Source organism: Nocardia sp. NPDC059180 (assembly GCF_042754945.1).
Lineage (GTDB): Bacteria > Actinomycetota > Actinomycetes > Mycobacteriales > Mycobacteriaceae > Nocardia.
The window spans coordinates 902,161-924,739 of the sequence record NZ_JBHZBU010000001.1; the positions used below are offsets into that span (position 1 = coordinate 902,161).

21 protein-coding genes are annotated in these 22,579 nt (G+C 67.0%); 10 read left to right on the plus strand and 11 right to left on the minus strand.

Annotated elements, in window-relative coordinates; genetic code table 11:
* The first annotated feature begins 288 nt into the window (after positions 1–288).
* The 3 genes from ACFXNW_RS04255 (at position 289) to ACFXNW_RS04265 (ending at position 4,129) form a co-directional block, all read left to right on the plus strand.
* The gene (locus ACFXNW_RS04255; RefSeq protein WP_379415754.1) at positions 289–1,344 is read left to right on the plus strand and encodes a Gfo/Idh/MocA family protein; all 1,056 of its coding nucleotides are present in this window, start codon (positions 289–291) and stop codon (positions 1,342–1,344) included.
* Positions 1,345–1,544: 200 nt separating this feature from the next.
* A complete protein-coding gene (locus ACFXNW_RS04260) occupies positions 1,545–2,750 on the plus strand; it encodes an LLM class flavin-dependent oxidoreductase (protein WP_379415755.1) in 1,206 nt (401 codons plus the stop codon).
* 11 nt (positions 2,751–2,761) lie between these two features.
* Positions 2,762–4,129, plus strand: a complete 1,368-nt coding sequence (locus tag ACFXNW_RS04265) for an NtaA/DmoA family FMN-dependent monooxygenase (protein WP_379415757.1) — start codon at positions 2,762–2,764, stop codon at positions 4,127–4,129.
* A 257-nt stretch (positions 4,130–4,386) separates the two neighbouring features.
* On the opposite strand, the gene ACFXNW_RS04270 is transcribed toward ACFXNW_RS04265, so the two are convergent.
* From ACFXNW_RS04270 to ACFXNW_RS04285, 4 genes are all read right to left on the minus strand, one after another.
* Positions 4,387–5,481 (minus strand): NAD(P)H-dependent flavin oxidoreductase, encoded by a 1,095-nt coding sequence (locus ACFXNW_RS04270; protein WP_379415758.1) that lies wholly within the window; start codon positions 5,479–5,481, stop codon positions 4,387–4,389.
* Complete coding sequence (locus tag ACFXNW_RS04275) at positions 5,478–6,236, minus strand: CoA-transferase subunit beta (protein WP_379415760.1); 759 nt, start codon at positions 6,234–6,236, stop codon at positions 5,478–5,480. The genes ACFXNW_RS04270 and ACFXNW_RS04275 overlap by 4 nt, the downstream gene beginning before the upstream one ends.
* Positions 6,236–7,096 (minus strand): CoA transferase subunit A, encoded by an 861-nt coding sequence (locus ACFXNW_RS04280; protein ID WP_379416292.1) that lies wholly within the window; start codon positions 7,094–7,096, stop codon positions 6,236–6,238. Before ACFXNW_RS04280 ends, ACFXNW_RS04275 begins: the two co-directional genes overlap by 1 nt.
* A gap of 62 nt (positions 7,097–7,158) precedes the next feature.
* Positions 7,159–7,923 (minus strand): enoyl-CoA hydratase family protein, encoded by a 765-nt coding sequence (locus tag ACFXNW_RS04285; RefSeq protein WP_379416293.1) that lies wholly within the window; start codon positions 7,921–7,923, stop codon positions 7,159–7,161.
* 60 nt (positions 7,924–7,983) lie between these two features.
* Between ACFXNW_RS04285 and ACFXNW_RS04290 the strand changes: the two genes are divergently transcribed.
* The 5 genes from ACFXNW_RS04290 to ACFXNW_RS04310 all read left to right on the plus strand — a co-directional run bounded on the left by ACFXNW_RS04290 (position 7,984) and on the right by ACFXNW_RS04310 (position 13,198).
* The gene (locus tag ACFXNW_RS04290; RefSeq protein ID WP_379415761.1) at positions 7,984–8,781 is read left to right on the plus strand and encodes an SDR family oxidoreductase; all 798 of its coding nucleotides are present in this window, start codon (positions 7,984–7,986) and stop codon (positions 8,779–8,781) included.
* A gap of 85 nt (positions 8,782–8,866) precedes the next feature.
* Positions 8,867–9,778: an SDR family oxidoreductase gene (locus tag ACFXNW_RS04295; protein WP_379415763.1), complete on the plus strand. Its 912-nt coding sequence runs from the start codon at positions 8,867–8,869 to the stop codon at positions 9,776–9,778.
* A gap of 511 nt (positions 9,779–10,289) precedes the next feature.
* Complete coding sequence (locus tag ACFXNW_RS04300) at positions 10,290–11,645, plus strand: hypothetical protein (protein ID WP_379415764.1); 1,356 nt, start codon at positions 10,290–10,292, stop codon at positions 11,643–11,645.
* A 6-nt stretch (positions 11,646–11,651) separates the two neighbouring features.
* On the plus strand, positions 11,652–12,167 hold the full coding sequence (locus ACFXNW_RS04305) for an ImmA/IrrE family metallo-endopeptidase (RefSeq protein WP_036532694.1): 516 nt from the start codon (positions 11,652–11,654) through the stop codon (positions 12,165–12,167).
* Positions 12,164–13,198, plus strand: coding sequence for a hypothetical protein (locus tag ACFXNW_RS04310; protein WP_379415766.1), 1,035 nt, complete (start codon positions 12,164–12,166; stop codon positions 13,196–13,198). The genes ACFXNW_RS04305 and ACFXNW_RS04310 overlap by 4 nt, the downstream gene beginning before the upstream one ends.
* Before the next feature lie 167 nt (positions 13,199–13,365).
* Here the strand turns inward: ACFXNW_RS04310 and ACFXNW_RS04315 are convergent, their stop codons facing one another.
* Both ACFXNW_RS04315 and ACFXNW_RS04320 read right to left on the minus strand, forming a co-directional pair.
* Positions 13,366–13,782 (minus strand): helix-turn-helix domain-containing protein, encoded by a 417-nt coding sequence (locus ACFXNW_RS04315; protein WP_014348820.1) that lies wholly within the window; start codon positions 13,780–13,782, stop codon positions 13,366–13,368.
* A 362-nt stretch (positions 13,783–14,144) separates the two neighbouring features.
* Positions 14,145–15,308 carry a steroid 3-ketoacyl-CoA thiolase gene (locus tag ACFXNW_RS04320; RefSeq protein WP_379415768.1) on the minus strand — a complete coding sequence of 388 codons (1,164 nt, stop codon included), beginning with the start codon at positions 15,306–15,308 and terminating at the stop codon, positions 14,145–14,147.
* Between the two features lie 188 nt (positions 15,309–15,496).
* Between ACFXNW_RS04320 and ACFXNW_RS04325 the strand changes: the two genes are divergently transcribed.
* Entirely contained in the window at positions 15,497–16,768 is a 1,272-nt protein-coding gene (locus ACFXNW_RS04325) for a cytochrome P450 (protein WP_379415770.1), read from the plus strand.
* 122 nt (positions 16,769–16,890) lie between these two features.
* Here the strand turns inward: ACFXNW_RS04325 and ACFXNW_RS04330 are convergent, their stop codons facing one another.
* From ACFXNW_RS04330 to ACFXNW_RS04350, 5 genes are read right to left on the minus strand one after another with little or no spacing between them, the layout of a single operon-like run.
* Positions 16,891–17,322, minus strand: a complete 432-nt coding sequence (locus ACFXNW_RS04330) for a nuclear transport factor 2 family protein (RefSeq protein WP_379415772.1) — start codon at positions 17,320–17,322, stop codon at positions 16,891–16,893.
* Positions 17,323–17,342: 20 nt separating this feature from the next.
* Complete coding sequence (locus ACFXNW_RS04335) at positions 17,343–18,218, minus strand: TIGR03619 family F420-dependent LLM class oxidoreductase (RefSeq protein ID WP_379415774.1); 876 nt, start codon at positions 18,216–18,218, stop codon at positions 17,343–17,345.
* Positions 18,215–19,384, minus strand: a complete 1,170-nt coding sequence (locus tag ACFXNW_RS04340; RefSeq protein WP_379415775.1) for a thiolase domain-containing protein — start codon at positions 19,382–19,384, stop codon at positions 18,215–18,217. Before ACFXNW_RS04340 ends, ACFXNW_RS04335 begins: the two co-directional genes overlap by 4 nt.
* Entirely contained in the window at positions 19,381–20,448 is a 1,068-nt protein-coding gene (locus ACFXNW_RS04345; protein WP_379415776.1) for a thiolase domain-containing protein, read from the minus strand. Before ACFXNW_RS04345 ends, ACFXNW_RS04340 begins: the two co-directional genes overlap by 4 nt.
* 12 nt (positions 20,449–20,460) lie before the next feature.
* Positions 20,461–21,477 carry a Zn-ribbon domain-containing OB-fold protein gene (locus ACFXNW_RS04350; protein ID WP_379415777.1) on the minus strand — a complete coding sequence of 339 codons (1,017 nt, stop codon included), beginning with the start codon at positions 21,475–21,477 and terminating at the stop codon, positions 20,461–20,463.
* A gap of 61 nt (positions 21,478–21,538) precedes the next feature.
* On the opposite strand from ACFXNW_RS04350, the gene ACFXNW_RS04355 reads away from it, so the two are divergent.
* Entirely contained in the window at positions 21,539–22,576 is a 1,038-nt protein-coding gene (locus ACFXNW_RS04355; protein WP_379415778.1) for an LLM class F420-dependent oxidoreductase, read from the plus strand.
* Positions 22,577–22,579: the final 3 nt, after the last annotated feature.

Consider the following 22,579-nt stretch of genomic DNA (forward strand, 5'->3'; position numbering starts at 1 on the left):
CGTTACCGAAGAACCCGGCCTACCGAACCGGACAGGTGCGCTCGGCGCAGATCTGACCCGGCAGCGCGGAACGGGATCAATCGCCGGATCATAGGTTCCATCTAGCGTGGCTTTGCCGGCCAGCGTCATCGGCTGTCGCGCCGGCGTTCCGTAAATCGACGCGGTAGACGCGAAGCGCCCACCAAGCGGGGGCCGAACTCGACCGTAGTCGTGCGAATCAAGTCGTCTTCTCGCACGTGGAGGCGAAATCTGGTTGAGAGATTCCCGTCCCGCACGTATACCGAAACAATGAGTATCGGAATTGTGGGTCTGCTACGGGGACTGTATATGGCGGAGTGGGCGGCGCGGATCGGGCTCGAGGTGGGAGCGATCTGTGATCGTGACCCCGAACGTCTGGCTGCCGCGCACGCGAAGTTTCCCTCGGCTCGGGCGAGTGTGGACTGGGCCGAACTGCTCGATGCGGGCCTCGATGGCGTGATCATCGCCAATGATTTCGACGCGCATGCGGAGTTGGCCATCGCGTTCCTGGACCGCGGGGTTCATGTGCTGTCGGAGGCGGCGGCCTGTGCCTCCGAGGAAGAGGGGCGCGAGCTCATCGCCGCGGCCGAGCGATCGAGGGCGACTTACTCGTTCGCCGAGAACTATGTCTTCCATCCACATATGCGGTTGGTGCGCGAGTCGGTGGAATCCGGCGAACTCGGCACTGTCGTCTCGGTCGAGGCCGATTATCTGCACAGTCTGTCGCCGCAGGACACCGCCGGACTCATCGGCGACCCGGCGCACTGGCGCGGTCGCATCGCACCGACCGCGTACTGCACGCACACCGTTTCCCCGCTGCTGAACCTCACCGGCGCATGGCCGGTCGAGGTCAGCGCGTTCCCGGTCGGTCCAGGTGGCGACCGCCCGGCCGCTGTCGTGCTGGTCATCCGCCTCTCGGACGGCACCCTGGCACTGGCTCGCCACGGCTTTCTCGCCGGAGAGGCCGACAGCCATTGGAGCTGGGTATCGGTGCGCGGCGCCAACGGGCTCGCTGAATCGGTGCGCGCCTCCGGCGACAGTGCCTGGTCGGTGCGGGTGCGCACGGAAGGGTGGGCACAGCCCGACGGGCAGACCCGCGAGGAGGTCCGGGTACCTGCCGCCTATCTGGTGGGTGGAGAGCCGGTCGACCGGATGGCCGAAGGCACCATCGCGGTGCTGGAGGGATTCCGCGCCGCCATCGAACACGGTGCGGCACCGTTGATTCCGGTGCGTCCGGCGGTCGCTGCATCGCTGGTGGGTGTGGCGGGTGCGCAATCGCTGGCCGACGGCTCCGGACCCGTCCTCATCCCTGACGTGTCCGCCTGAGCGTTGGTGAACTCGATCCGGCTCCGATCGCCCGCTCCACCTCCTCGACCGATAGCGGAGATCCCAGCTCCGCAGCCGGAGACTGCGACGCATGAGGTCGGCGGTATTCCGATCAGGGTCAGCAGAACCGTTGTCCGCGGTCTGCTCGTTTCTTACGTTGGCGAAGTAGATCATTCGCGCATCCACAGGAACGGGAAACGATGGCATCGAACCCTCTGCATCTCGGCGTCGCGCTGGACGGGGCGGGCTGGCATCCGGCCGCATGGCGGGAACCGAACTCCCGTCCGGCGCACTTGTTCGAACCCGGCTATTGGGTGGACCTGGCCACGACCGCCGAGCGTGGGCTGCTCGATTTCCTCACCATCGAGGACAGCCTCACCGTGCCTGGTGAACGCCACGAGTTCGGTGACCGGGTGGACCGGGTCCGGGCCAGGCTCGACGCGCATCTGATCGCCGCACGGATCGCTCCGGTGACCAAACACATCGGGCTGATCCCGACCGTGACGACCACGCACACCGAGCCCTTCCATGTCTCGAAGGCGCTGGCCACCTTGGATTTCACCTCGCACGGACGGGCAGGCTGGCAGGTGAAGGTGTCCGGTGCCGCCACCGAGGCCGGGCATTTCGGGCGACGCGAGATCCGCGCGCTCACCGCCGATGATCTCGTGCGCGTGCGCAGTGGTGAGCCGCTGCCCGAATCGGTCGTGGAGTTGTTCGACGAGGCAGGCGACGCCGTGGAGGTGGTGCGCAGGCTGTGGGACAGCTGGGAGGACGGCGCCGAGATCCGTGATATCCCCAACCGGCGCTTCATCGAGCGCGACAAGCTGCACTACATCGACTTCGAAGGCCGATTCTTCCGCGTGCGCGGTCCGTCCATCACGCCTCGGCCACCGCAGGGGCAGCCGGTGGTGACCGCACTCGCCCATCATCCGGTGGTCTACGAGTTCGCCGCGCGCGCTGCCGATCTGGTGTTCGTCACGCCGGATATCGACGACGGTCCGGCACCGGTGCTCGCCGAAGTCGCCGCGGCTGCGGCGGGCAGGACCGGTGATCTTTTGCAGGTGTACGCCGACCTTGTCGTCTTCCTCGACTCGCTGGACGAGACCGGCGCCGAGCGATTGGCCCGCCTCAACGAATTGTCCGGCAGCGAATTCAGCTCCGACGCCGCGATATTCACTGGCAGCGCCGATCAGCTGGCCGACCTGCTGGCGCAATGGAACGAACTCGGCATCGACGGATTCCGCGTGCGTCCCGGTGTGGCGGTCGACGATCTGACCGCCATTGCCGACCACCTCGTCCCTGCGCTGCGCACCCGCGGACTCGCCCGCACCGAGTACCCCGACGGTTCGCTGCGCGCCCTGCTCGGATTGTCCACAACCATCCCCAGCCGCTACGCCATCGCCTGAACGAGGTCACCATGAGCACTCCACGCAAGCAGGTCATCCTCGGCGCCTACCTCGGTGGCGTCAACCACCACACCTCCTGGTGGCATCCGGAAGCGGGCAGTCAGATCGATTTCGGCTCGTTCGAACACACCGCACGCACCGCCGAACGGGGCAAGTTCGATTTCTTCTTCCTCGCCGAGGGATTGGCACTGCGCGAGCGGGCAGGCAAGATTTTCGACCAGGACATCGTTGGTCGGCCCGATACCTTCACTGTCCTCGCGTCCCTGGCCGCAGTCACCGAACATCTCGGGCTCGCGGGCACCATCAACACCACGTTCAACGAGCCCTACGAGCTGGCACGGCAGTTCGCGACGCTGGATCATCTGTCCGGTGGTCGAGCTGCATGGAATGTGGTCACCTCGTTCGACGCCTTCACCGGCCAGAACTTCCGGCGCGGTGGATATCTGGATCGCTCACAGCGGTACGCCCGCGCGGAGGAGACGGTCGCGGCGGTACGGGAGCTGTGGGATTCGTGGGAGGCAGGCGATATCGTCGCCGACCGCGACACCGGGCGTTTCCTGGCCCGGCCGGATGCGGGCTCGTTCGCCATCAAGAGCAGCCAGTTCGATATTTCCGGCCGATTCACCGTGCCGCGCAGCCCGCAGGGCAGGCCGGTGACCCTCCAGGCCGGTGTCTCACCGCAGGGGCGGGATTTCGCCGCTGCTAACGCCGACGCGATCTTCTCCCCGTACGGCAAGCTGCCCGAGGCCGCCGACTTCTACCGTGACATCAAGGCTCGTGCGGTAGCGGCGGGCCGGTCGGCCGACGACATCAAGATCCTGCCGTCGGCCAGTTTCGTGCTCGGCGACACCGAGGCCGAGGCGACAGAGAAGTTCCATGCCATTCGCAATGAACAGGTCACCGGCCAGACCGCGCTGATCCTGCTGGAACAGATCTGGAACCGCGATCTGTCTACCTACGACCCCGAGGGTCCGGTGCCCGATATCGACCCGGATCCCGAAGCGCCGCCGATCATTCAGGGCAAGGCCTTCGTCTACCAGGACCGCTTCGACACCGTCGCCAAGCTACGCGCGGTGGCGGAGGAGAAGAAGCTGACGTTGCGCGAAGTGGTGATCGATCAGTTCGAACGAGGACCGCTCGTTGGCACCGCGAGTCAGATCGCCGAGAAGATCGACAGTTTTGTGCAGAACGACGGCTCCGACGGTTTCATCCTCGGCTCCCACCTGGTGCCCTCGGGACTCGACGAATTCGTCGACCGGGTGGTGCCACTACTCCAAGATCGCGGCGCCCTTCGCACGGAGTACACCGGAACGACTCTGCGCGACAATCTCGGGCTGCCCAACCTCTATTCGAGCAGTAAGGTCGCCACGAGCGCCTGAGCACTTCCAGGAGCGCGGACGACGCCGATCCGCGCTCTTTGCATTCGGGCCCGCCGCCCTGCCGATCACGCCGTCGGGCACCTAACGTCAGTGCGACTTCGGTCGCGATCGACGCAATGATTACATCAATCTATCGTAGTGGCAGGAACTCCACTGGCCGCCGCATGGGCATCCTGATGCGGTTCGCCTCGGCCGAAACGAAGTCAGGCGGCCTCCCGTGAAGGGAGACCGCCTGACCGGTGACCGAGCAGGGCCGGTTACTTGGACGCGCCGGGGATCGCCTGGGCGTCGTCGGTGAGCGCGGCGATTGTGTCTATCCGCGCGACCGCATCGCGAATGATGCGGTCGATGAGTTCCTGACAGGTCGGCAGATCATCGATGATGCCGGTGACCTGGCCCGCGGCGAGCACGCCCGCCTCGGTATTGCCCTCGACCAGGCCCGCTTTCAGCAGCATCGGGGTGTTCGCGGCCATGATGACCTGCGACCAGGTGAGGTCCTTGGCCTTACGCATGGCCAGACCGTCGCGGACCATGGTGGACCACTTCATGCCGGTCATGCTCTTGAACTTGGCGGCATTGGCGACCGCGGCGGTCAGTCCGCGCCAGTTGCCCGAATGCTCCAGGCGCTGCACCAGTTCGGTGTTCAGCACGCGGTGCGGCATGCCGTCGACCTTGAGCGAGACCACCGTGTCCTGTAGGTGCCGGTTCAGGTATTCCTGCTTCACCGCTTCGGGGACCTGGCTTTCCTGGGTCAGCAGGAAGCGGGTACCCATGGCGATGCCTGCGGCGCCGTAGGCGAGTGCGGCGGCCAGTCCGCGGCCGTCGAAGAAGCCGCCGGCTGCGACCACCGGGATGTCGACCGCGTCGAGCACCGACGGCAGCAGCAGTGTGGTGGCCACCGGACCGGTATGTCCGCCACCCTCACCGCCCTGCACGATCACCGCGTCCGCGCCCCAGGACGCCACCTTCACCGCATGCTTGGCCGCGCCGATCGACGGAACAACCACGACACCGGCGTCTTTCAGCTTCGCGATGAGGTCCTGCTTGGGCGCCAGGGCGAAGGAGGCAACCTTGACCTTCTCCCGGATCAGCAGGTCGATGCGCTCACCGGCGTCGGAGGCGTCGGCGCGGATGTTCACACCGAACGGCTTCGAGGTATGCGATTTGGTCTTCGCGATGGCGGCTTCGAGCTCGTCGTAGGTCATGGTGGCCGAGGCCAGGATGCCAAGCCCGCCGGCCTCCGCGGTGGCCGCGACCAGCCGCGGCCCGGCGACCCAGCCCATGCCGGTCTGCACGATCGGATGCTCGATGCCGACCAGCTCGGTCAGCGGCGTCCGCAGCCGTGCGCTCATGCCGACACCTCCTTGTCCCGGAACCCCTTGGGATCGAGAACGGTGCGAATGATCCGCAGCTCTTCCTCGGTCGGCAGCCGGGTTTCGCCCGCCTCGCCCAGCTCGGCGATCTCGAACGAGGTGTTCTCGGCGACCTCGTCGGCGGCCACACCGGGATGCAGCGACAGCGCCCGCATCGTGTGGCCGGGGCCGCCGAAGTCGAAGACGCCGAGGTTGCTCACCACGCGGTGCAGGTGGTGGAACCGGTAGGCGGGGTTCTCGGGATCGATCTTGTCGTAGCCGATTCCGGAGACGATGTCGACGGTCTCGCAGAACACGCGCTTGTTGTGCCTTGGCACGAAGTAGCTGGTGGCGTGGTTGATGGTGTTGCCGGGGGCGCCGCGCACACCGAACATCTGCCGGGTCGGCTGCTGTAGCGGGCCGAAGGCCGACAGATTCTGATTGCCGTACCGGTCCAGCTGATTCGCGCCCATGACGACGTGGCGGCGACCGGAGGCGACCACATCGAACACCCGGGAGAACGGAATCCAGCCCTCGACGGGAGCCTTACCGCCGATCGGCGGAACCTCGGCGAACAACAGCGCCTCGCCGTCGGAGAGCAGCAGATCCGGCTCGAAGGTCAGCCGCGCCAGCCGGGCGCCGATGGTGGTGACGGTGGACATGGGGCTGGCCATGATCTCGCCCGCGCCACGGAAGATCTCGGCCGCGGCGACGACACAGACTTCGGCACGGGTAATCGTTGCGGTGTCTGACATTACTTCTGCTCCTCGGCGAAAGCGCGGACGGCGGCCTGGTATTCGTCCTCGGACACGTCCAGGTAGCGCGCCTTGAACTCGGCCCAAGACTCGGGGGTCTTGGCGGCCTCCACGTAGTGGCGCTGGAACTTCTCATCGCGGCCGTAGCTGCCGGAGAAGGTGAAGTGCGCGCCACCCGGCGCCTCGACCACGCCGTCGACCATCATGCGGTTGAGGATGATCGACTGTTGCGGAACGGCCTTCACCAGCTCCTCGGTCTCGACCAGGCGGTCCACCGACAGGTAGCGGCGCTCGGCCGACAGGCAGTACAGGTCGTCGAAATAGGGGTCGACGCCGGTGTAGGCCGCATTGCCGTGCTTATCGCCGAGGTCCAGGTGCACGAACGCGGCATCCAGATTCAGGGCGGGCATGGCGATCAGGGTCTCGGTCTTGCCGTCGGTCGGGTAGGGGGACTGAACCGTCTTCAGTTCGCCTTCCCAGAAATCCACCACGGCCGAACCCAGGCCGGCGCGGATGGGCAGGAACGGCAGGCGGGCGGCGGCGGCTTGCAGACCGCACTTGATCATGCCTTCGTCCATCTCGCGCACTGTGATCGCGCCCTCGGTGCGCGCCTTGGCGAACCACGGGTCGTAGAAGGGAGCCGAGTCCAGCGACACGAATCCGTAGTAGGCCTTGCGCACCTTGCCCGCCGAGCACAGCAGGCCCAGGTCGGGGCCGCCGTAGGCGACGACGGTCAGATCGGTGATGTCCGAACGCAGCAGCGCCCGGACCAGGGCCATCGGCTTGCGCCGCGAACCCCAGCCGCCGAGGCCGATGGTCATTCCGCTCCGCAGTTCGCCGACGATCTCGTCGAGCGTCATTTGCTTGTCGCGCTTAGGGGGATGGCAGTCGGCGGAGCCGACGGGGTGGGTAGGCACAGTTCCTAGTTACCTTTCTTCTGCGCGGCCAGATCGTCGTCGAAGCGCGCCCGGATCTCATCGGCCACACCGGCGAGGTTGAGCTCCATGGTGAAGCCCTGCTCATAGCGGTAGGAGCGATGCACGTCCTGCACGTCGATGCCGTTGAGCGCGCGCTTGGCGGCGCGGATGACGCGGCCGTCCTTGTTGGCGATGTTCTTGGCGACGTCCATCGCGGCGGCGTCGAGCTCGGCGCGCGGTACGACCTGTAGCACCGAGCCGTAGTGGTGCAGCTGCTGCGCGGTGAGGGTGCCCGCCGTGTAGAACATGGCCCGCATCAGGTGCTGCGGGATCAGCCGCGACAGATGGGTGGCCGCCCCGAGTGCACCGCGGTCGACCTCGGGCAGACCGAAGGTGGCGTCATCGGAGGCCACGACGATATCGGCGTTGCCGACCAGGCCGATGCCACCGCCCAGGCAGAAGCCGTTGACGGCCGCGATCACCGGGACCTGGCAGTCGTAGACGGCGGCGAAGGCCTCGAAGCATCCGTGGTTGGCGCGAATCAGGGCGGTGTGCCCGGTGTCCTGATTCATCTCCTTGATATCCACGCCCGCGTTGAACCCGCGGCCCTCTGCGCGCAGGACCACCACCTTGGTCTCCGGATCGCGGCCTGCCTCGCGCAGAGCGTCGGCGAGAGCGAACCAGCCGTCCGAGGGTATGGCGTTGACCGGCGGATAGTCGACCGTGATGACGGTGATGCCGGTTGATTCGGTGTGACGGTTGATCCCCATCGCAGTTCCCATCGTGAGCGAACCTTGGCTAAGCAAGCAATTGCTTGGTAGGTTAGCACGGTGGCACTCGAAATCGATCTGTCCGGACGCGTCGTTCTGGTAACCGGCGGTGTTCGCGGCGTTGGCGCGGGCGTGAGCCGGGCCCTGCTCGCCGCGGGCGCGACCGTGCTGGCCTGCGCACGCCGTCCCGGAGACGCCCCGGTGGAGTACGAGGGACGGCAGGCCGAATTCCTGCCCTGCGATGTCCGTGACGGCGATGCGGTGCGCGAGATGATCGACACCGTCGTCGCCCGCCACGGCCGCCTCGACCACCTGGTGAACAATGCGGGCGGCGCCCCCTTCGCCCTGGCCGCCGACGCGAGCAAGAACTTCCACGCCAAGATCATCGAGCTGAATCTGCTGGCGCCGCTGCTGGTGTCGCAGATCGCCAATGCGGTGATGCAGGCGCAGCCGGACGGCGGCTCCATCGTCAATATCTCCAGCGTCAGTGCGCACCGGGCCTCGCCGGGCACCGCCGCCTACGGTGCTGCCAAGGCGGGCGTCGACAGCCTCACCGCCTCGCTCGCCGTGGAGTGGGCGCCGAAGGTCCGGGTGAACTCGCTGGCCGTCGGCCCGGTAGAAACCGAACTCAGCCAGCTGCACTACGGCGACGCTGACGGGGTGGCGGCAGTCGGAGCCACCATTCCGCTCGGGCGTCTGGCCCGCCCCGAAGACATCGGCCGCTGCGTGGCCTTCCTCGCCTCACCGCTGGCCGGCTACGTCAGCGGGGCGACGCTCGAGGTGCACGGCGGCGGTGAGCGCCCGGCATTCCTGGACGCAGCCAACGCGGCCACGCCGAACGGCGCGCCGAAGCCCTAGCCGATCAGACCTGGTCAGCGCCACCGGCATACCCCGACGGCCTGATCGCCCACCACCGACCGCTGCGAAAGAGATTAGGAACACGATGGAAACCAGTGGGATCTGCGCCGGACGTACCGTGATCATCACCGGCGCCGGCCGAGGCATCGGCCGCGCGCACGCGCTGGCGTTTGCCGCGGCCGGTGCGAAGGTGGTCGTCAACGACCTCGGCTCCGCGCTCAACGGCGCCGATACCGGCGAGACCCCGGCCGAACAGGTCGTCGCCGAGATCCGTGCGCTCGGTGGCGAGGCCGTCGCCAACGGTGACGACATCGCCGACTGGGAAGGTGCGCGCCGGCTCATCCGCCAGGCCGTCGACACCTTCGGCGGACTCGATGTGCTGGTCAACAATGCCGGTTTCGTACGCGACCGGATGCTGGTCAACCTGGCCGAGGACGAATGGGACGCCGTGATCCGCGTGCACCTCAAGGGCCATTTCGCCACCATGCGTCACGCCATCGAATACTGGCGCGGTGAGTCCAAGGCGGGCCGCCCGGTCGATGCCCGCATCATCAACACCAGCTCCGGTGCCGGTCTGCAGGGCAGCGTCGGCCAGGGCAACTACGGCGCGGCCAAAGCCGGAATCGCGGGTCTGACCCTCACCGCGTCCGCCGAATTCGGCCGCTACGGCGTCACCGTCAACGCCATCGCCCCGGCCGCCCGCACCCGAATGACCGAAACGGTCTTCGCCGACGACATGGCCGCACCCGAGGAGGGCTTCGACGCCATGGCCCCCGAGAACGTCTCCCCGCTGGTCGTCTGGCTCGGCAGCCCCGAATCCGCAGGCGTGACCGGCCGCATGTTCGAGGTCGAAGGCGGCAAGGTCGCCGTCGCCGAGGGCTGGCGCCACGGGATCCCCGTCGACCGCGGCGCCCGCTGGGACCCGGCCGAACTCGGCCCGGTCGTCGCCGACCTGCTCGCCAAGGCCAACCCGGCCGAGCCGGTCTACGGCGCGTAATCGGCGAGCACTAGAACGCTCTGCGGTGGCGGACCGGGACTTCCGGTCCGCCACCGGTGTGTTTCGGCTGCCATCGGAAGATCCGGGTCGCCGTCGCCCGCCGGTCGCGGTTGCCTCGTCGAGTCGCTACCCGAACCATCCGATGCCCGCCGGGTGTGGGGTGTAGTAGGCGGATGCGGCGGCCGTTTTGCGCCGGAGCCGGGACGTGCCTCGGCTGACGTTGTGACGGACTGCATACCCAGGGGTTCGGCGGTCGCGGAATCGGACTCGCCAGCAAACCGACCGTCAGGTCCCTCCCGCCGGGGTCCGCGTGGCGAGCCTCCGGCCTCGACAGACGTGGTTTACGCCGTCCAGGCGATCTGAATGCCCGGTCGATCGCGGCCCTGGAGGGGGCGGTACTCCTGCGCGGTCGGGAGCCCACGGTTTACTATGGGCAACCGTTGTTGGAGTCCGGGGTGTGCGTGTGGCCGGGCGAAGTTCTGCGCAGTCTCTATGAGGGGAAGGCCGTCGCATGGCCATTGGTCGCTTTACGCGTGTGCTCGCGGTAGCGGGGGCCGTCGGCTGCCTCGGGCTACTCGGGCCGGTAGCGGCCGAGGCCCAGCCCGGTGGTTCCGGGCAGGGCGGGAACAGCGCCCCGAATCCGGGCAATGGTGCCGTGCCGAACCCGGCGAACGTGGGCAACGGCCTGCTGCCGAACACGGGCAGCGGCGCCGGAGCCGACCCGGGGGCGAACGCGGGGAACGGACCGGCCACGAACTCAGGCAACGCCGCTGGCGCCGATGCGGGCAATGCCCCTGGTGCCAATGCCGGCAACGCCCCTGACGCGAACGCGGGGAATGGTGCCGCGCCGAGTATCGGCAACGGGGCGAACGCGACCAACGGAGCCGTCCCGGTCGATGATCAGGGCGAGGAATGGCAACCCCTGACCATCCCCGGTCGGCAATCGGTCGACGCGGGCATCGAACCGACAGACGTCGCCGGTCCCGGTACCGGCTCGGCTGGAGCCGGATCAGCCGCTGCGGGCTCCGCAGCCGCCGGCTCCGCTGCCGCGGGCTCGGCAGGCCTCGGTGCCGGTCTCGCCGCCGGATCCTCCTCTCTCGGTACGATTCTCGGTTTCGGTTCGGTCGGGCTGGGTGCTGCGCTCGGCACGGGTTCGGCGGCAGTCGGATCGGCGGGCGTCGGTGCGCTCGGAACCGGTTCGGCCGCAGTCGGTTCCGCTGGGGTCGGCGCCCTCGCCACTGGTTCCGCTGCGCTCGGCACCGGATCGGCGGCCCTCGGTACGGGTTCGGCCGCTGTCGGCTCAGCCGGTGTCGGTGCCCTCGGTACGGGTTCGGCGGCTGTCGGTTCAGCCGCCCTCGGTTCTGCGGGAATCGGTTCGGCCGCAACGGGTTCGGCTGCGGTTGGTTCGGCGGCCGTCGGCTCCGCAGCGGTCGGCTCGGCGTCCCCGCTGCTGTTGCTGCTGATTCCCATCCCGCCGGTTCCCGCGGTCCCCGCGCTGCCTCCGCTGGCCATTCCGCCGGTACCGGTGCCCGCGCCGCCGGTGATCGCACCGGTGGTTCCGGCGATTCCGGTCGTGCCGGTGGTCGCACCACCCGCCCCCGCCGCTGTTCCGCCCGCGCCCGCACCGCCTGCCGCGGCCCCCGCTCCGGCGTCACCGCCCGCGATGGCCGCGCCGTCGGACCCGGACGTGCGCAACACCAGCGCCGAGGACGGTCTGCCTGCGCCGAAGATGCTGACGGTGATCGGTGGTCTGATCGCACTCACGCTGGCCGGAGCAGGTTCCGGTGCGGTGAGCTTCCAGAGTGCGTCGGCGGCGCAGGCGCGGATCGATGCCGCGCGCGCGCAATTCTTCGGAACGGGTGCGTGATCGGCGATGACACAGAGTAAGGCGCAGAGTGGTTCGCGGTCCTACCGCCGGGTCGCCGCGGCGGTGGACGCGGTATGCGCGGTGGCGGCCGATTTCGACGCCACCACCCTCGACGAGGTGGTGCTCGCCATCGCCGCCGAGCGCAAACGCATGATCGAGATCGCCGATGCCGACCTCGGCCCCGGTGTATGCGGTCAGCGCCGCTTCTATCCGGACAAAGACGTGATCGTGCTTGCCACCGCGCTGCCGAGTCGCGAGCACACCCTCGCACACGAGTTGGGGCACATCGTGTTCGACCACGAGGGTGCGCCCGCACCGGAGGTGACGCTGGAAGCCAGCGACGATCTGATCGCCTACATGCTGAGCCAGCGCGCTCATCAGCAGATCGTCGACGACGGCGAGGACGAACAGGCCGAGTGGGAGGCCGAGACCTTCGCCGCGATGCTGATGACGCGGCTGCGCGTATTCAACAACCGGGGCGCGGGCGTCTCGGTCCTTCGATTCGATGAGGCTCTTGGATGACCTTCTGGTTGACGGCCATGCTGGTCTGGGTGGCAGCCGGTGCGCGGGTGGGGCGCGTGCTGGTCAAGCCCGCGACCACCGCCCGGGTAGCCATCGTGATCGCGGTGTCCGCGGTCGCGCTCGCCGCCACCGTCGCGATTCCCGATGTGGGACTTGCGGTCGACAACCTGCTACCGGACGGTCTGCGCTCCGGGATGCTCTCCGACGGCGTCGTTGTCGCGGCGTGGCTGCTGTTCACCACGGCGACGTCGGTGGTCGCCTCGGCCGCATGGCCGGTCGTCTCGCGCCGTAACCTGCGCCAGATCGCGCTGGCCATCTACGCGGTCGGCGCCGTCGCGGCCGCGACAACCCTGGCCTGGACGCATGTCGTCGGCTGGGTGATCGTGGCGCTGGGTGGGCTGTTCATCGTCGTCACCGGTCTGCGCAACCTGGACTGGACCGCGCTCGGGCGCGGTATCGCGATCTACACCGCGGGTACCGCTGTGGTGGCGGTGATGGCGGCACTCGAGATCCGTCGCGCCGCCATCGACGCCCCACGCGCCGAACCTGGTGTGGCGGACTGGGGTTGGCCTACGTGGCAGATCGCGAGCCTGTTGATCGCCTTCGGCGCGGTGTGGATCGTGATCGAGTTGTGGGTGCGCGCGCGGCTGCTGCTGCGACGCATCGAGCTGCTGCACCGGGTGCTGGTCAAGCGCTTCCCCGAGGTCGTCGCGCATGAGCAAGGCGGAACGTCCACGCAGTTGAAGGCTTCCGACCGAGTCGCGCAGATCATGGACGCGCTCTACCTGCAATCGGGTGGTGGCGTGGAGATCGTGTCGGCCGGTGATCCGCCGACCTCGGTGACCCAGCGTGCCGATCGTGTCGCACGATGGGCGCGAAACCCGCTCGGCGACGTGGTGGTCGACGCTCGCTGGATCGCACCGCCCGAGGGCGTGAGCCCGCGCGGTTGGGTCAACGCGATCGCGCAGGCCTTCGATACCACCGCCCGCGAGCAGCAGAAAACGCCGACCGCGGCCGACGCGCAGCGCTGATCCCGACGGTCCGATTCCGGCCTTTCCGCTGCTCTGGCGCGGCTCACGCTCCGGGGCAGCAGTTTTCGGCCGTCCTCGTCGTGCGGATTCGCTGTGAAGTGGCGCCGATCACATAACACAACACAGTGCGACCCAATGGGTCGCACTGTGTTGTGGTGTGCGAGAGTCTATTCGGTCCCGTCCGGAGGAACTTCGGGCAAACCTTCACTTGCCCGGAGTTTCTCCGCCATGGACGTGAGTAGATTCTGAGATTCTTCGGACAGATCGAATGCCCGGCTCGACAGCCGGCGCAGCCCGTAACCCTGCAACTGCGACAGCAGTTCTAGATCATGGTCGATCTTGGCGGCGTAGATGTCGTTGAAGAAGTAGTCCGGCTTGACCTTGAAGAACTTCGCCAACGCGGCCACCGTCTCGTCCGACGGATTGGTCCGCTGCCCGGACCGCAACTGTGACAGGTACGGTTTGGAGATCGGATGCCCTGAGGCCGTCAGCGCAGCTGCGACCTCCGCGTTCGTGTGCGGCTTACGCCCCGGGGGATGCACGGTTTCGAACAGCTTGTTCAGCCGCGCCGCGAAATCAGCCATTGTGAGCCGCCCAATTCCCTTCGCTGTACTAACAGTCGTTATCTCGGATACGTATCATTGATATTAGCGGCTCAGTAACTGAAAACCTACGCCTGATTCCGAATTTCCTTGAAGCTTCCAGGTCGGTATCCAGTGCAGAGGCTCCGAGCGTGGCGTTTGCGGGTTCCACCAACGGCTCTTGTGGAGCCGTCCTGCCAGCAAGTTCTAGCCCGTCGCGGGGTTCTTCCCGGTCGGACCGGCGGTAGCCGCAAGATAGCTGACACCTCATCTACTCATCTGTACCGATCTTTGTGTGGCGTACGACACGTTTTGCCGCCCCCGAGATGAACGTTCAACTTACACCGGGGAATTGGTTGAAAGGCCTACAACCGCTCGATGATCGTGCCTGTCGCTAGTGCGCCACCGGCACACATGAGCACCATTGCGATGCTGCGGTCGGAACGCTCCAGCTCGTGCAAAGCCGTTGTGATGAGGCGGGATCCGGTGGAGCCGACCGGATGGCCGAGCGCGATGGCGCCACCGTTGACGTTCACCCGGTCCATATCGGGCTTGTGCACCGACGCCCATGACAGCGGCACCGAGGCGAACGCCTCGTTGATCTCGAACAGATCGATATCGCCGATGCTCATGCCCGACCGCTCCAGCAGACGGGTAGTGGCCTGCACCGGGCCGTCGAGGTGGAATTCGGGTTCCGAGCCGACCAGGCACTGGGTGACGATGCGAGCCCGCGGGGTCAAACCTTCGCGGCGCGCGGCCTTTTCATCCATCAGCAGTACCGCGGCGGCACCGTCGGAGATCTGCGAGGACGTACCCGCGGTGTGGATGCCGCCCTCGAGTACCGGCTTCAGGCCGGCCAGGCTCTCCGTGGTGGTCTCGCGCAGACCCTGGTCGCGGGTGACGTCCATCTTCTCGCCGGTGAGGTTGCCTTCCTTATCGGCGACCGGCGCGGTCACGGTGAGCACCTCGCGGTCGAAGCGGCCCTCGGCCCAGGCCTGCGCGGCCAGTCGCTGCGAGCGCACGCCGAGCGCGTCGACGTCGTCACGGGTGATGCCGCGTCGCTTGGCAATTCGTTCGGCGGCCTCGAACTGGTTGGGCAGATCGATATCCCACGACGCGGGCCTGCGCGGGCCCGCGTTCTCGCCGACGTTGGCGCCGAGTGGAACCCGGCTCATGGCCTCGACGCCACAGGCCATGCCGATCTCGATGGCATCGGTGGCGATGAGGCCCGCGATGAGGTGGTTGGCCTGCTGGGCCGAACCGCACTGGGCGTCGATGGTGGTGCAGCCGACCTGCCAGGGGAGCCCGGCGTGCAGCCAGCCCACTCGGGTGACGTTGTTGGACTGCTCGCCCGCCTGGGTGACGCAGCCGCCGATGACCTGCTCGACGAGGGCGGGGTCGAGGTGTGCGCGGTCGAGCAGACCCCGCTGGGCGGCGCCGATGAGTTCGGACGCGTGCAGGCCGGACAGCCAGCCGCGGCGCTTGCCGATCGGGGTGCGGGCGGCTTCGACGATGACGGGTGTACCCATCTCCAACCTTTCCTCAGGGACAGAACTGGAACGTGTTCTTGACACTTGTCACGGGCGGATCTGTCCGGTTTCTTCCCTAGTTTTCCCGCCTGTGCTTCAATAATTGTAGAACGTGTTCCAGTTCCGTGGTCGAATGGATTCACTGGCCCGTGGTGTCCGCGGTCGCGGTAACGCGAAGGAGGCAACTGGTGGTAGCCCCTCGAACGGTTCGGCCCGACGTGCCGGACGGATTCGATGTCACCGATCCCGAAATCTATGCCCACCGTATTCCGGTCGAGGAGTATGCCGAGCTGCGCCGGGCCGCTCCGGTCTGGTGGAATCCGCAGCCGCCGGAGGTCGGCGGATTCCATGACGACGGGTTCTGGGTCGTCAGCAAGCACGCCGATGTCAAGGAGGTCTCGCGGCGCAGCGATGTGTTCTCCACTTATGAGAACACCGCGATTCCGCGATTCAACGACGACATCACCCGCGAGCAGATCGAGCTGCAGCGGTTCGTCCTGATCAACAAGGACGCGCCTGAGCACACCAAACTCCGCAAGATCATTTCCCGTGGGTTCACGCCGCGTGCGATCAACAGCTTGCGCGCCGAACTCTCGGCGCGTGCCGAGTCCATCGTGAAGGCTGCTGCCGAGTCCGGTTCCGGCGACTTCGTCACCCAGATCGCCTGCGAACTGCCGCTGCAGGCCATCGCCGAACTCATCGGCGTCCCGCAGGAAGATCGCATGCGGGTCTTCAACTGGTCCAACGATATGACCAGTTACGACGATCCCGACAGTACCGCCGACCCGGTCGTGGCATCGGCGGAAATTCTCGGCTACGCCTATCAGATGGCCGCAGACCGTAAGCAGAATCCGGCCGATGACATCGTGACCACGCTGATCGAGGCCGATATCGATGGCGACAAGCTCTCGGAGGAGGAATTCGGGTTCTTCGTCATCATGCTGGCGGTGGCGGGTAACGAGACCACCCGCAACGCCATCACTCACGGCATGATCGCCTTCCTGGAGCACCCCGATCAGTGGGAGCTGTTCAAGAAGGAACGCCCGGCCACCGCGGCTGATGAGATCATTCGCTGGGCCACCCCGGTGACCTCGTTCCAGCGCACCGCGCTGGAGGATGTCGAGCTCGGCGGCGTGCAGATCAAGAAGGGCCAGCGGGTGGTCATGCTGTACCGCTCGGCCAACTTCGATGAGGACGTCTTCGCGAATCCGGAGAAGTTCGACATCATGCGCGAGGACAACCAGCACCTGTCCTTCGGCGGTACCGGCGCGCACTTCTGCGTCGGCGCGAACCTGGCCCGCCTCGAGGTCGATCTGATCTTCAATGCGATCGCCGATCATCTGCCCGATATCAGCAAGCTCGGCGATGCGAAGCGACTGCGTTCGGGTTGGCTCAACGGCATCAAGGAATTCCAGGTCGATTACAAGACTGCTCCGGTCACCGCCCAGTCCGCCGACTGACAATCGCTGCCGGTCAACCGTAACGACAATGCCCCTCGATCCGCGGATCGAGGGGCATTGTCGTTACTTTTCGCTCCTGAGCGTCGCTCTGGGTGCAGGCTCAGCCGATCCGGTCGTGCGGCTCAGCCGGCCTTTCGCGCCGTCGCCATGGCTCGATCGACCTCCCAGTACGCCCGCAACGCGGCGATCTTGCCCGCCGTGTCGACCCGGTAGGTGAACACGCCCTCGGCATCGATCAGGTGTCCACCAACCGTGCTGCGGATGATCCCGGTGAACGCGACTTCTGAACCGCAGGCAAACGAATCGCCGAACAGGAACTCGATGGATTCGGTCGCCGCGATCGCCTTGTCCCAGAACGCCGAGATGGCGTCGCGGCCACGGTGGCCGACGCCTTCCGGATCGAATCCCGAAGGCCCGATCGGATCTTCGACGATCCCATCGGCCGCGAACAGATCGAGCCAGGCCTCTTTGTCCCGGGCACGCACCGCGGCTTGGGAGGCCTTGCCTGCGGCGCGCGCCGGATGGTCGGTGATGGGGGAGGAGTCGACGGTCATAGCAGCCCTTCTGGTCGGCCTCAGATGATCGGATCGTCGATATTCGCCGCCGCGAACTTGCGCAACGATTCCTTTTTTGCTTCCAGTTCGCCGTCGAACCCGATGCCGTCCATCACCCACGGGACCACGATCGCGTCGGTGACACTGGCGCCGGCCAGATCCTCGTACCCGGATCTGCCGAACTTGTCGATGCAGACCGCCTGGATCTCGAACGGCTTATCGGCACGACCGTACTCCGTGCGCAACCGCCCCAGCGTGTCGATGGTTTCGCGGAGCTGGTCGAACTTCATCATGGCCGAGGTCCAGCCGTCGCCGACCCGCGCCGCCCGGCGCAGGGCCGCGTCGGTGTGGCCGCCGATGTAGAACGGCACCGGTTCGGTCGGCGCCGGGCTCATCTGCAACGGATCGAAATCGAAGAACTCACCGTGGTACTCGACCATCCCGCCGTCCAGGACCAGCTTGATGACCTCGATCATCTCGTCAACCCTGGCACCGCGTCGCGCGAAGGGCACGCCGCACCACTCGAATTCCTCCGGCGCCCAGCCGATGCCGACACCGAACCCGAACCGGTTGCCGGACATATTGGCCACCGAGCCGACCTGGCGGGCCAGCAGCAGCGGATTGCGGGAGCCGAGCTTGAGGACGTTGGTGTAGAAGCGGATCCGGCTGGTCACCGCGGCCATAGCGGTCGCGGCGATCAGCGGATCGACCCACGGCGTCTCCGGACCCCAGAAACGGCTGCCGTCGGGGGTGTAAGGATACTTCGCCGCCGCCGATTTCATATAGAACAGCGAATCGGGCAGCGCGATCGAGGAGAAGCCGCATTCTTCCGCGGTGCGAGCCAGCTCGGGAAGCTGCTCGAGCGGGCTCAGTGCGATACCGACGGTGAACTTCATGCCGGACGCTCCGAGCCGACCACCCACATCGAGAAGTACTGCGACCCACCGCCGTAGGCGTGTCCGAGTGCCTTGCGCGCATTGTCCACCTGACAGGCGCCTGCCCGGCCCATCACCTGCTTGGCGGCCTCGGCGAAACGGATCATGCCGGAGGCGCCGATCGGGTTCGACGACAACACACCGCCCGACGGGTTCACCGGCAGCGTTCCGCCGATTTCGGTTTCACCCTTGTCGGTGAGCTTCCAGCCGTCACCCGGTGCGGCGAATCCGAGGTTCTCCAGCCACATCGGCTCGAACCAGGAGAACGGGACATAGATCTCGGCGGCGTCGATCTCGCTGAGCGGGTCGGTGATGCCCGCCTGCTTCCACAGTGCGGCGGCCGCGTCGCGACCGGCCTGCGGATTGACCTGATCACGCCCGGAGAAGGTGGTGGGTTCGGTCCGCATGGCGGTCGCGTGCACCCACGCCACCTTCTTACCCGACGCTTCCACTGCCGCAGCCGACTTCTCGCCACCGATCACGACCGCGCACGCGCCGTCGGAGGAGGGGCAGGTCTCGTCGAAGCGGATCGGATCCCACAGCATCTGCGAGGCCAGCACCGATTCCATGGTGATATCGGGCTGCTTCAAATGCGCGTACGGGTTCTTGGCGCCATTGCGCCGATCCTTGGCCGCCACCATCGCGCCGATATGGCCAGGTGCGTTCGAACGGCGGATGTAGGAGCGCACATGCGGTGCGAAGTAGCCACCCGCGCCCGCGCCGACCGGCATGGTGAACGGCACCGGAATCGACAACGCCCACATGGCATTCGACTCCGACTGCTTCTCCCACGCCACCGCGAGCACCCGCTCGTGCACGCCGCCCTGGACCAGGTTGGCGGCGACGACGCCGGTCGAGCCACCCACCGACCCCGCGGTGTGCACGCGAAGCAGGGGTTTGCCCGGTGCGCCGAGTGCGTCGGCGAGGTACAGCTCGGGCATCATCACGCCCTCGAACATGTCCGGCGCCTTGCCGATCACGACCGCGTCGATATCGGCCATGGTGAGGTCGGCGTCGGCCAGCGCGCGATCGATGGCTTCGCGGACCATGCCCGCCATCGACACATCACTGCGTTTCGTCACGTGATGGGTTTGTCCGGTGCCCAGCACCGCAGCCGGGAAACTCATCGGCCAGCCTCCGAATCCAGAACGGTCACAAGGTTTTGTTGCAGCGCGGGCCCGCTGGTGGCGTGCGCCAGCGCGCGCTCGGCGGTGCCTGCCATGATTTCCTTCGCCGCGTAACCGATGCGCTCGAGCCCGGCCGCGAACATGGGATTGCCTGCCAGCGCGCCACCGGAGGGATTGACCCTGGTGCGCTTGTCGAGACCGATCGCCTCGGCAAGGATCAACTCCTGATGGCTGAACGGAGCGTGCAGCTCGGCGATATCGATACCGCTGGTGTCGCCGCCGGTCACCGCGTGCGCGGCGGCCTGCGTCGACGGCGAGACGGTCAGATCGCGCCCGCCGAGGGCCGAGGAGTCGATCCGGTGCGACATACCGGTGATCCATGCCGGGCGTTCGCACAGTTCGCGGGCCCGGTCACCCACCGCGAGCACGATGGCAGCCGCGCCGTCGGTGATCGGCGCGATGTCGTGCTCACGCAAGGGATCCGCCACGTAGGGACCCGCAAGCAGGTCGTCGACGGAGGTGCCGCCGGTGCGATGTGCCCGCGAGACCGCGGCCATATCGCGTTCGCTCCAGCGGCCGGCATCCAGACCTGCCCTCGCCTGCAAACCCGCGATGGACAGCGAATCCGGCCACAATGGCGTCACCAGATACGGATCCAGTTGCATCGACAGGATCTGGCGCAGTGTGCCCGCGGAGGACTTGCCGAAGCCGTACACCAGGGCGGTGCGGGCCTGGCCGGAGCGCAGCTTCACCCACGCTTCGTACATGGCCCAGGCCGCGTCCATCTCGACGTGCGATTCGTTGATCGGTGGAACCGCGCCGATCGTGTCGACCGCCGAGATGAACGAGAAGGCTCGTCCGGCGAGGTAATCGGAGGAGCCGGAGCACCAGAAGTCGATATCGGACTTGGTGATGCCGAGCTGGTCGTAGAGCTGCTGGAAGCACGGCTGCAGCATTTCCACACCGTTGGTGGTGCCGAAGGTCTCCCGCACATGGGGCGCGTGCGCGAAGCCGACGACGGCGATGTCGGTGGCGTTATCGGTCGAACGCTCGGTGATGGTCACTCGGGAGCCCTCTCACAGGTGATGCTTGTAGGTTTCGTAATCGGCATCCGGCTCGCCGGAGGGCTCGAAGTGGTCGACGTTCTCCAGGCCGTAACCCCACTCCTCGCGCGGCTTCCACACCGCGCGCACCCGCATGCCCATTCGGACCTCGTCGGCCGCGCACCCGAGTACCAGGTGCAGCACCGGAATGTCGGCGCCGTCGAGCAGGACGTAGGCGGCGACGTAGGGCGGCTTGATCCGCTGCCCGAGGAACGGCACGTTGACGATGCAGAAGGTGGTGACCGTACCGGTATCGGCCAGTTCGACCATGTCGTCGGTTGGCCTGCCGGTGGTCGGATTGGCGCCACGCGGCGGGAAGTAGACCTTGTCCCCGGCGTCGGTGCGGCCGCCGATGAGCTTGCCTTCCTTGAGCCCACGCAGATACACCGTCTCCTGTGGGGAGGCCGTGTGCTTGTAGCTCATATCCACCGGCGTCACGATCATGGTGACCGGCTCGGCGTCCGAGGCCCGGGTTTGCGCACCGGCGGTGGAGGTTTCGCCGGGCTCGAAGCAGGCGATGTCGTGGATGGTGCCGGTGGTCTCGGCGGCCCAGCGGGCGCGAACGCGCATGCCGGTGCTGATCTGCTCCGGGCTCGCCACATCCACCGCGTGCAGCAGTGCGGTGTCGGCGCCGTCGAGCTTGACCAGCGCGTAGGCGAACGGGCGATCGAAGGGCTGACCAGGCAGTGGATCACGCACCCAGGTCCAGGAGACGACGGTGCCGACATCGGCGACGTCGACGAACTCGCTGAGCGGATCGGCTGTCACCGGATCGTATTCCGACGGCGGAACCAGCACCCGGCCGTCCGAGCCGCGCACGCCGACGATGCGGCGATCGCGCAGCCCGGTGAGGAACGTCCCGATGGTCGGGCCCACCGAGCGGGTGTAGTCGAATTTCATTCGCAGCGGCGCGCTGAGTACGTCGCTCGGTTCCAATCCGGGCGGGCGATCCTGCGTGATTGCCGTGGGTGCAGTATTCCCATGAGTCACGATATCGAGTAGAACAGGTTCTTATTCTGCTGGCAAGCAATGGACCGGAAAGGGGACCGATATGCGGTTCGGATTGCAGCTCGGATACTGGGGTGCGGCGCCGCCGCAGCAGGTCGGTGAATTGGTGGTCGCCGCCGAGCAAGCCGGCTTCGACGCGGTGTTCGCGGCCGAGTCGTGGGGATCGGACGCGTTCGGTCCGCTGGCATGGTGGGGGTCGTCGACCAGCCGGGTCCGGCTGGGTACCTCCGTCGCGCAGCTGTCCGCGCGTACCCCCGCCGCGACCGCGATGCATGCGCTGACACTGGACCATCTCAGCGGCGGTCGCGCCATTCTCGGGCTCGGCGTCTCCGGTCCGCAGGTGGTGGAGGGGTGGTACGGGCAGCCGTTCGCCAAGCCGTTGCAGCGCACCAGGGAGTACGTCGACATCATCCGCAAGGTGCTCGCGCGGGAGGCGCCCGTCGTCAGCGACGGGCCGAACTACACGCTGCCCTTCACCGGTCCCGGCTCGACCGGCCTCGGTAAGCCGCTCAAGCCGATCGTGCACCCGCTACGTGCGGATTTGCCGATCTGGCTGGGTGCGGAAGGTCCGAAAAACGTCGCACTGACCGCCGAGATCGCCGACGGCTGGCTGGCCATCTACTACGCCCCCCGGCTCGCCGGGATGTACAACGAGTGGCTCGACGAAGGCTTTGCCCGCCCTGGCGCCCGCCGCACCCGCGAGACCTTCGAGATCGCCGCCAGCGCCCAGGTGATCGTCACCGACGATCCGGCGAGCGAGATCGAACGGCTGCGCTGGGTGATGTCGCTCTACATCGGCGGCATGGGCGCGCCCGAACTCAACTTCCACGCGCAGGTCTACCGGCGAATGGGCTACGAGCGCGAGGTCGAGGAAATCGGCAAGCTCTTCCAGGCCGGCCGTAAGGCCGAGGCGGCGGCCGTGGTGCCCGACGAGATGGTGCTCGACACCACGATCATCGGCAACGAGGACGAGGTGCGTAAGCAGATCGGGGTCTGGGAGGCGTCAGGTGTCACGATGATGCTCGTCTCGGTGGGCGATCTCGATCAGCTGCGGCGGCTGATGCCCTTGGTCGCCTCGTAGAAC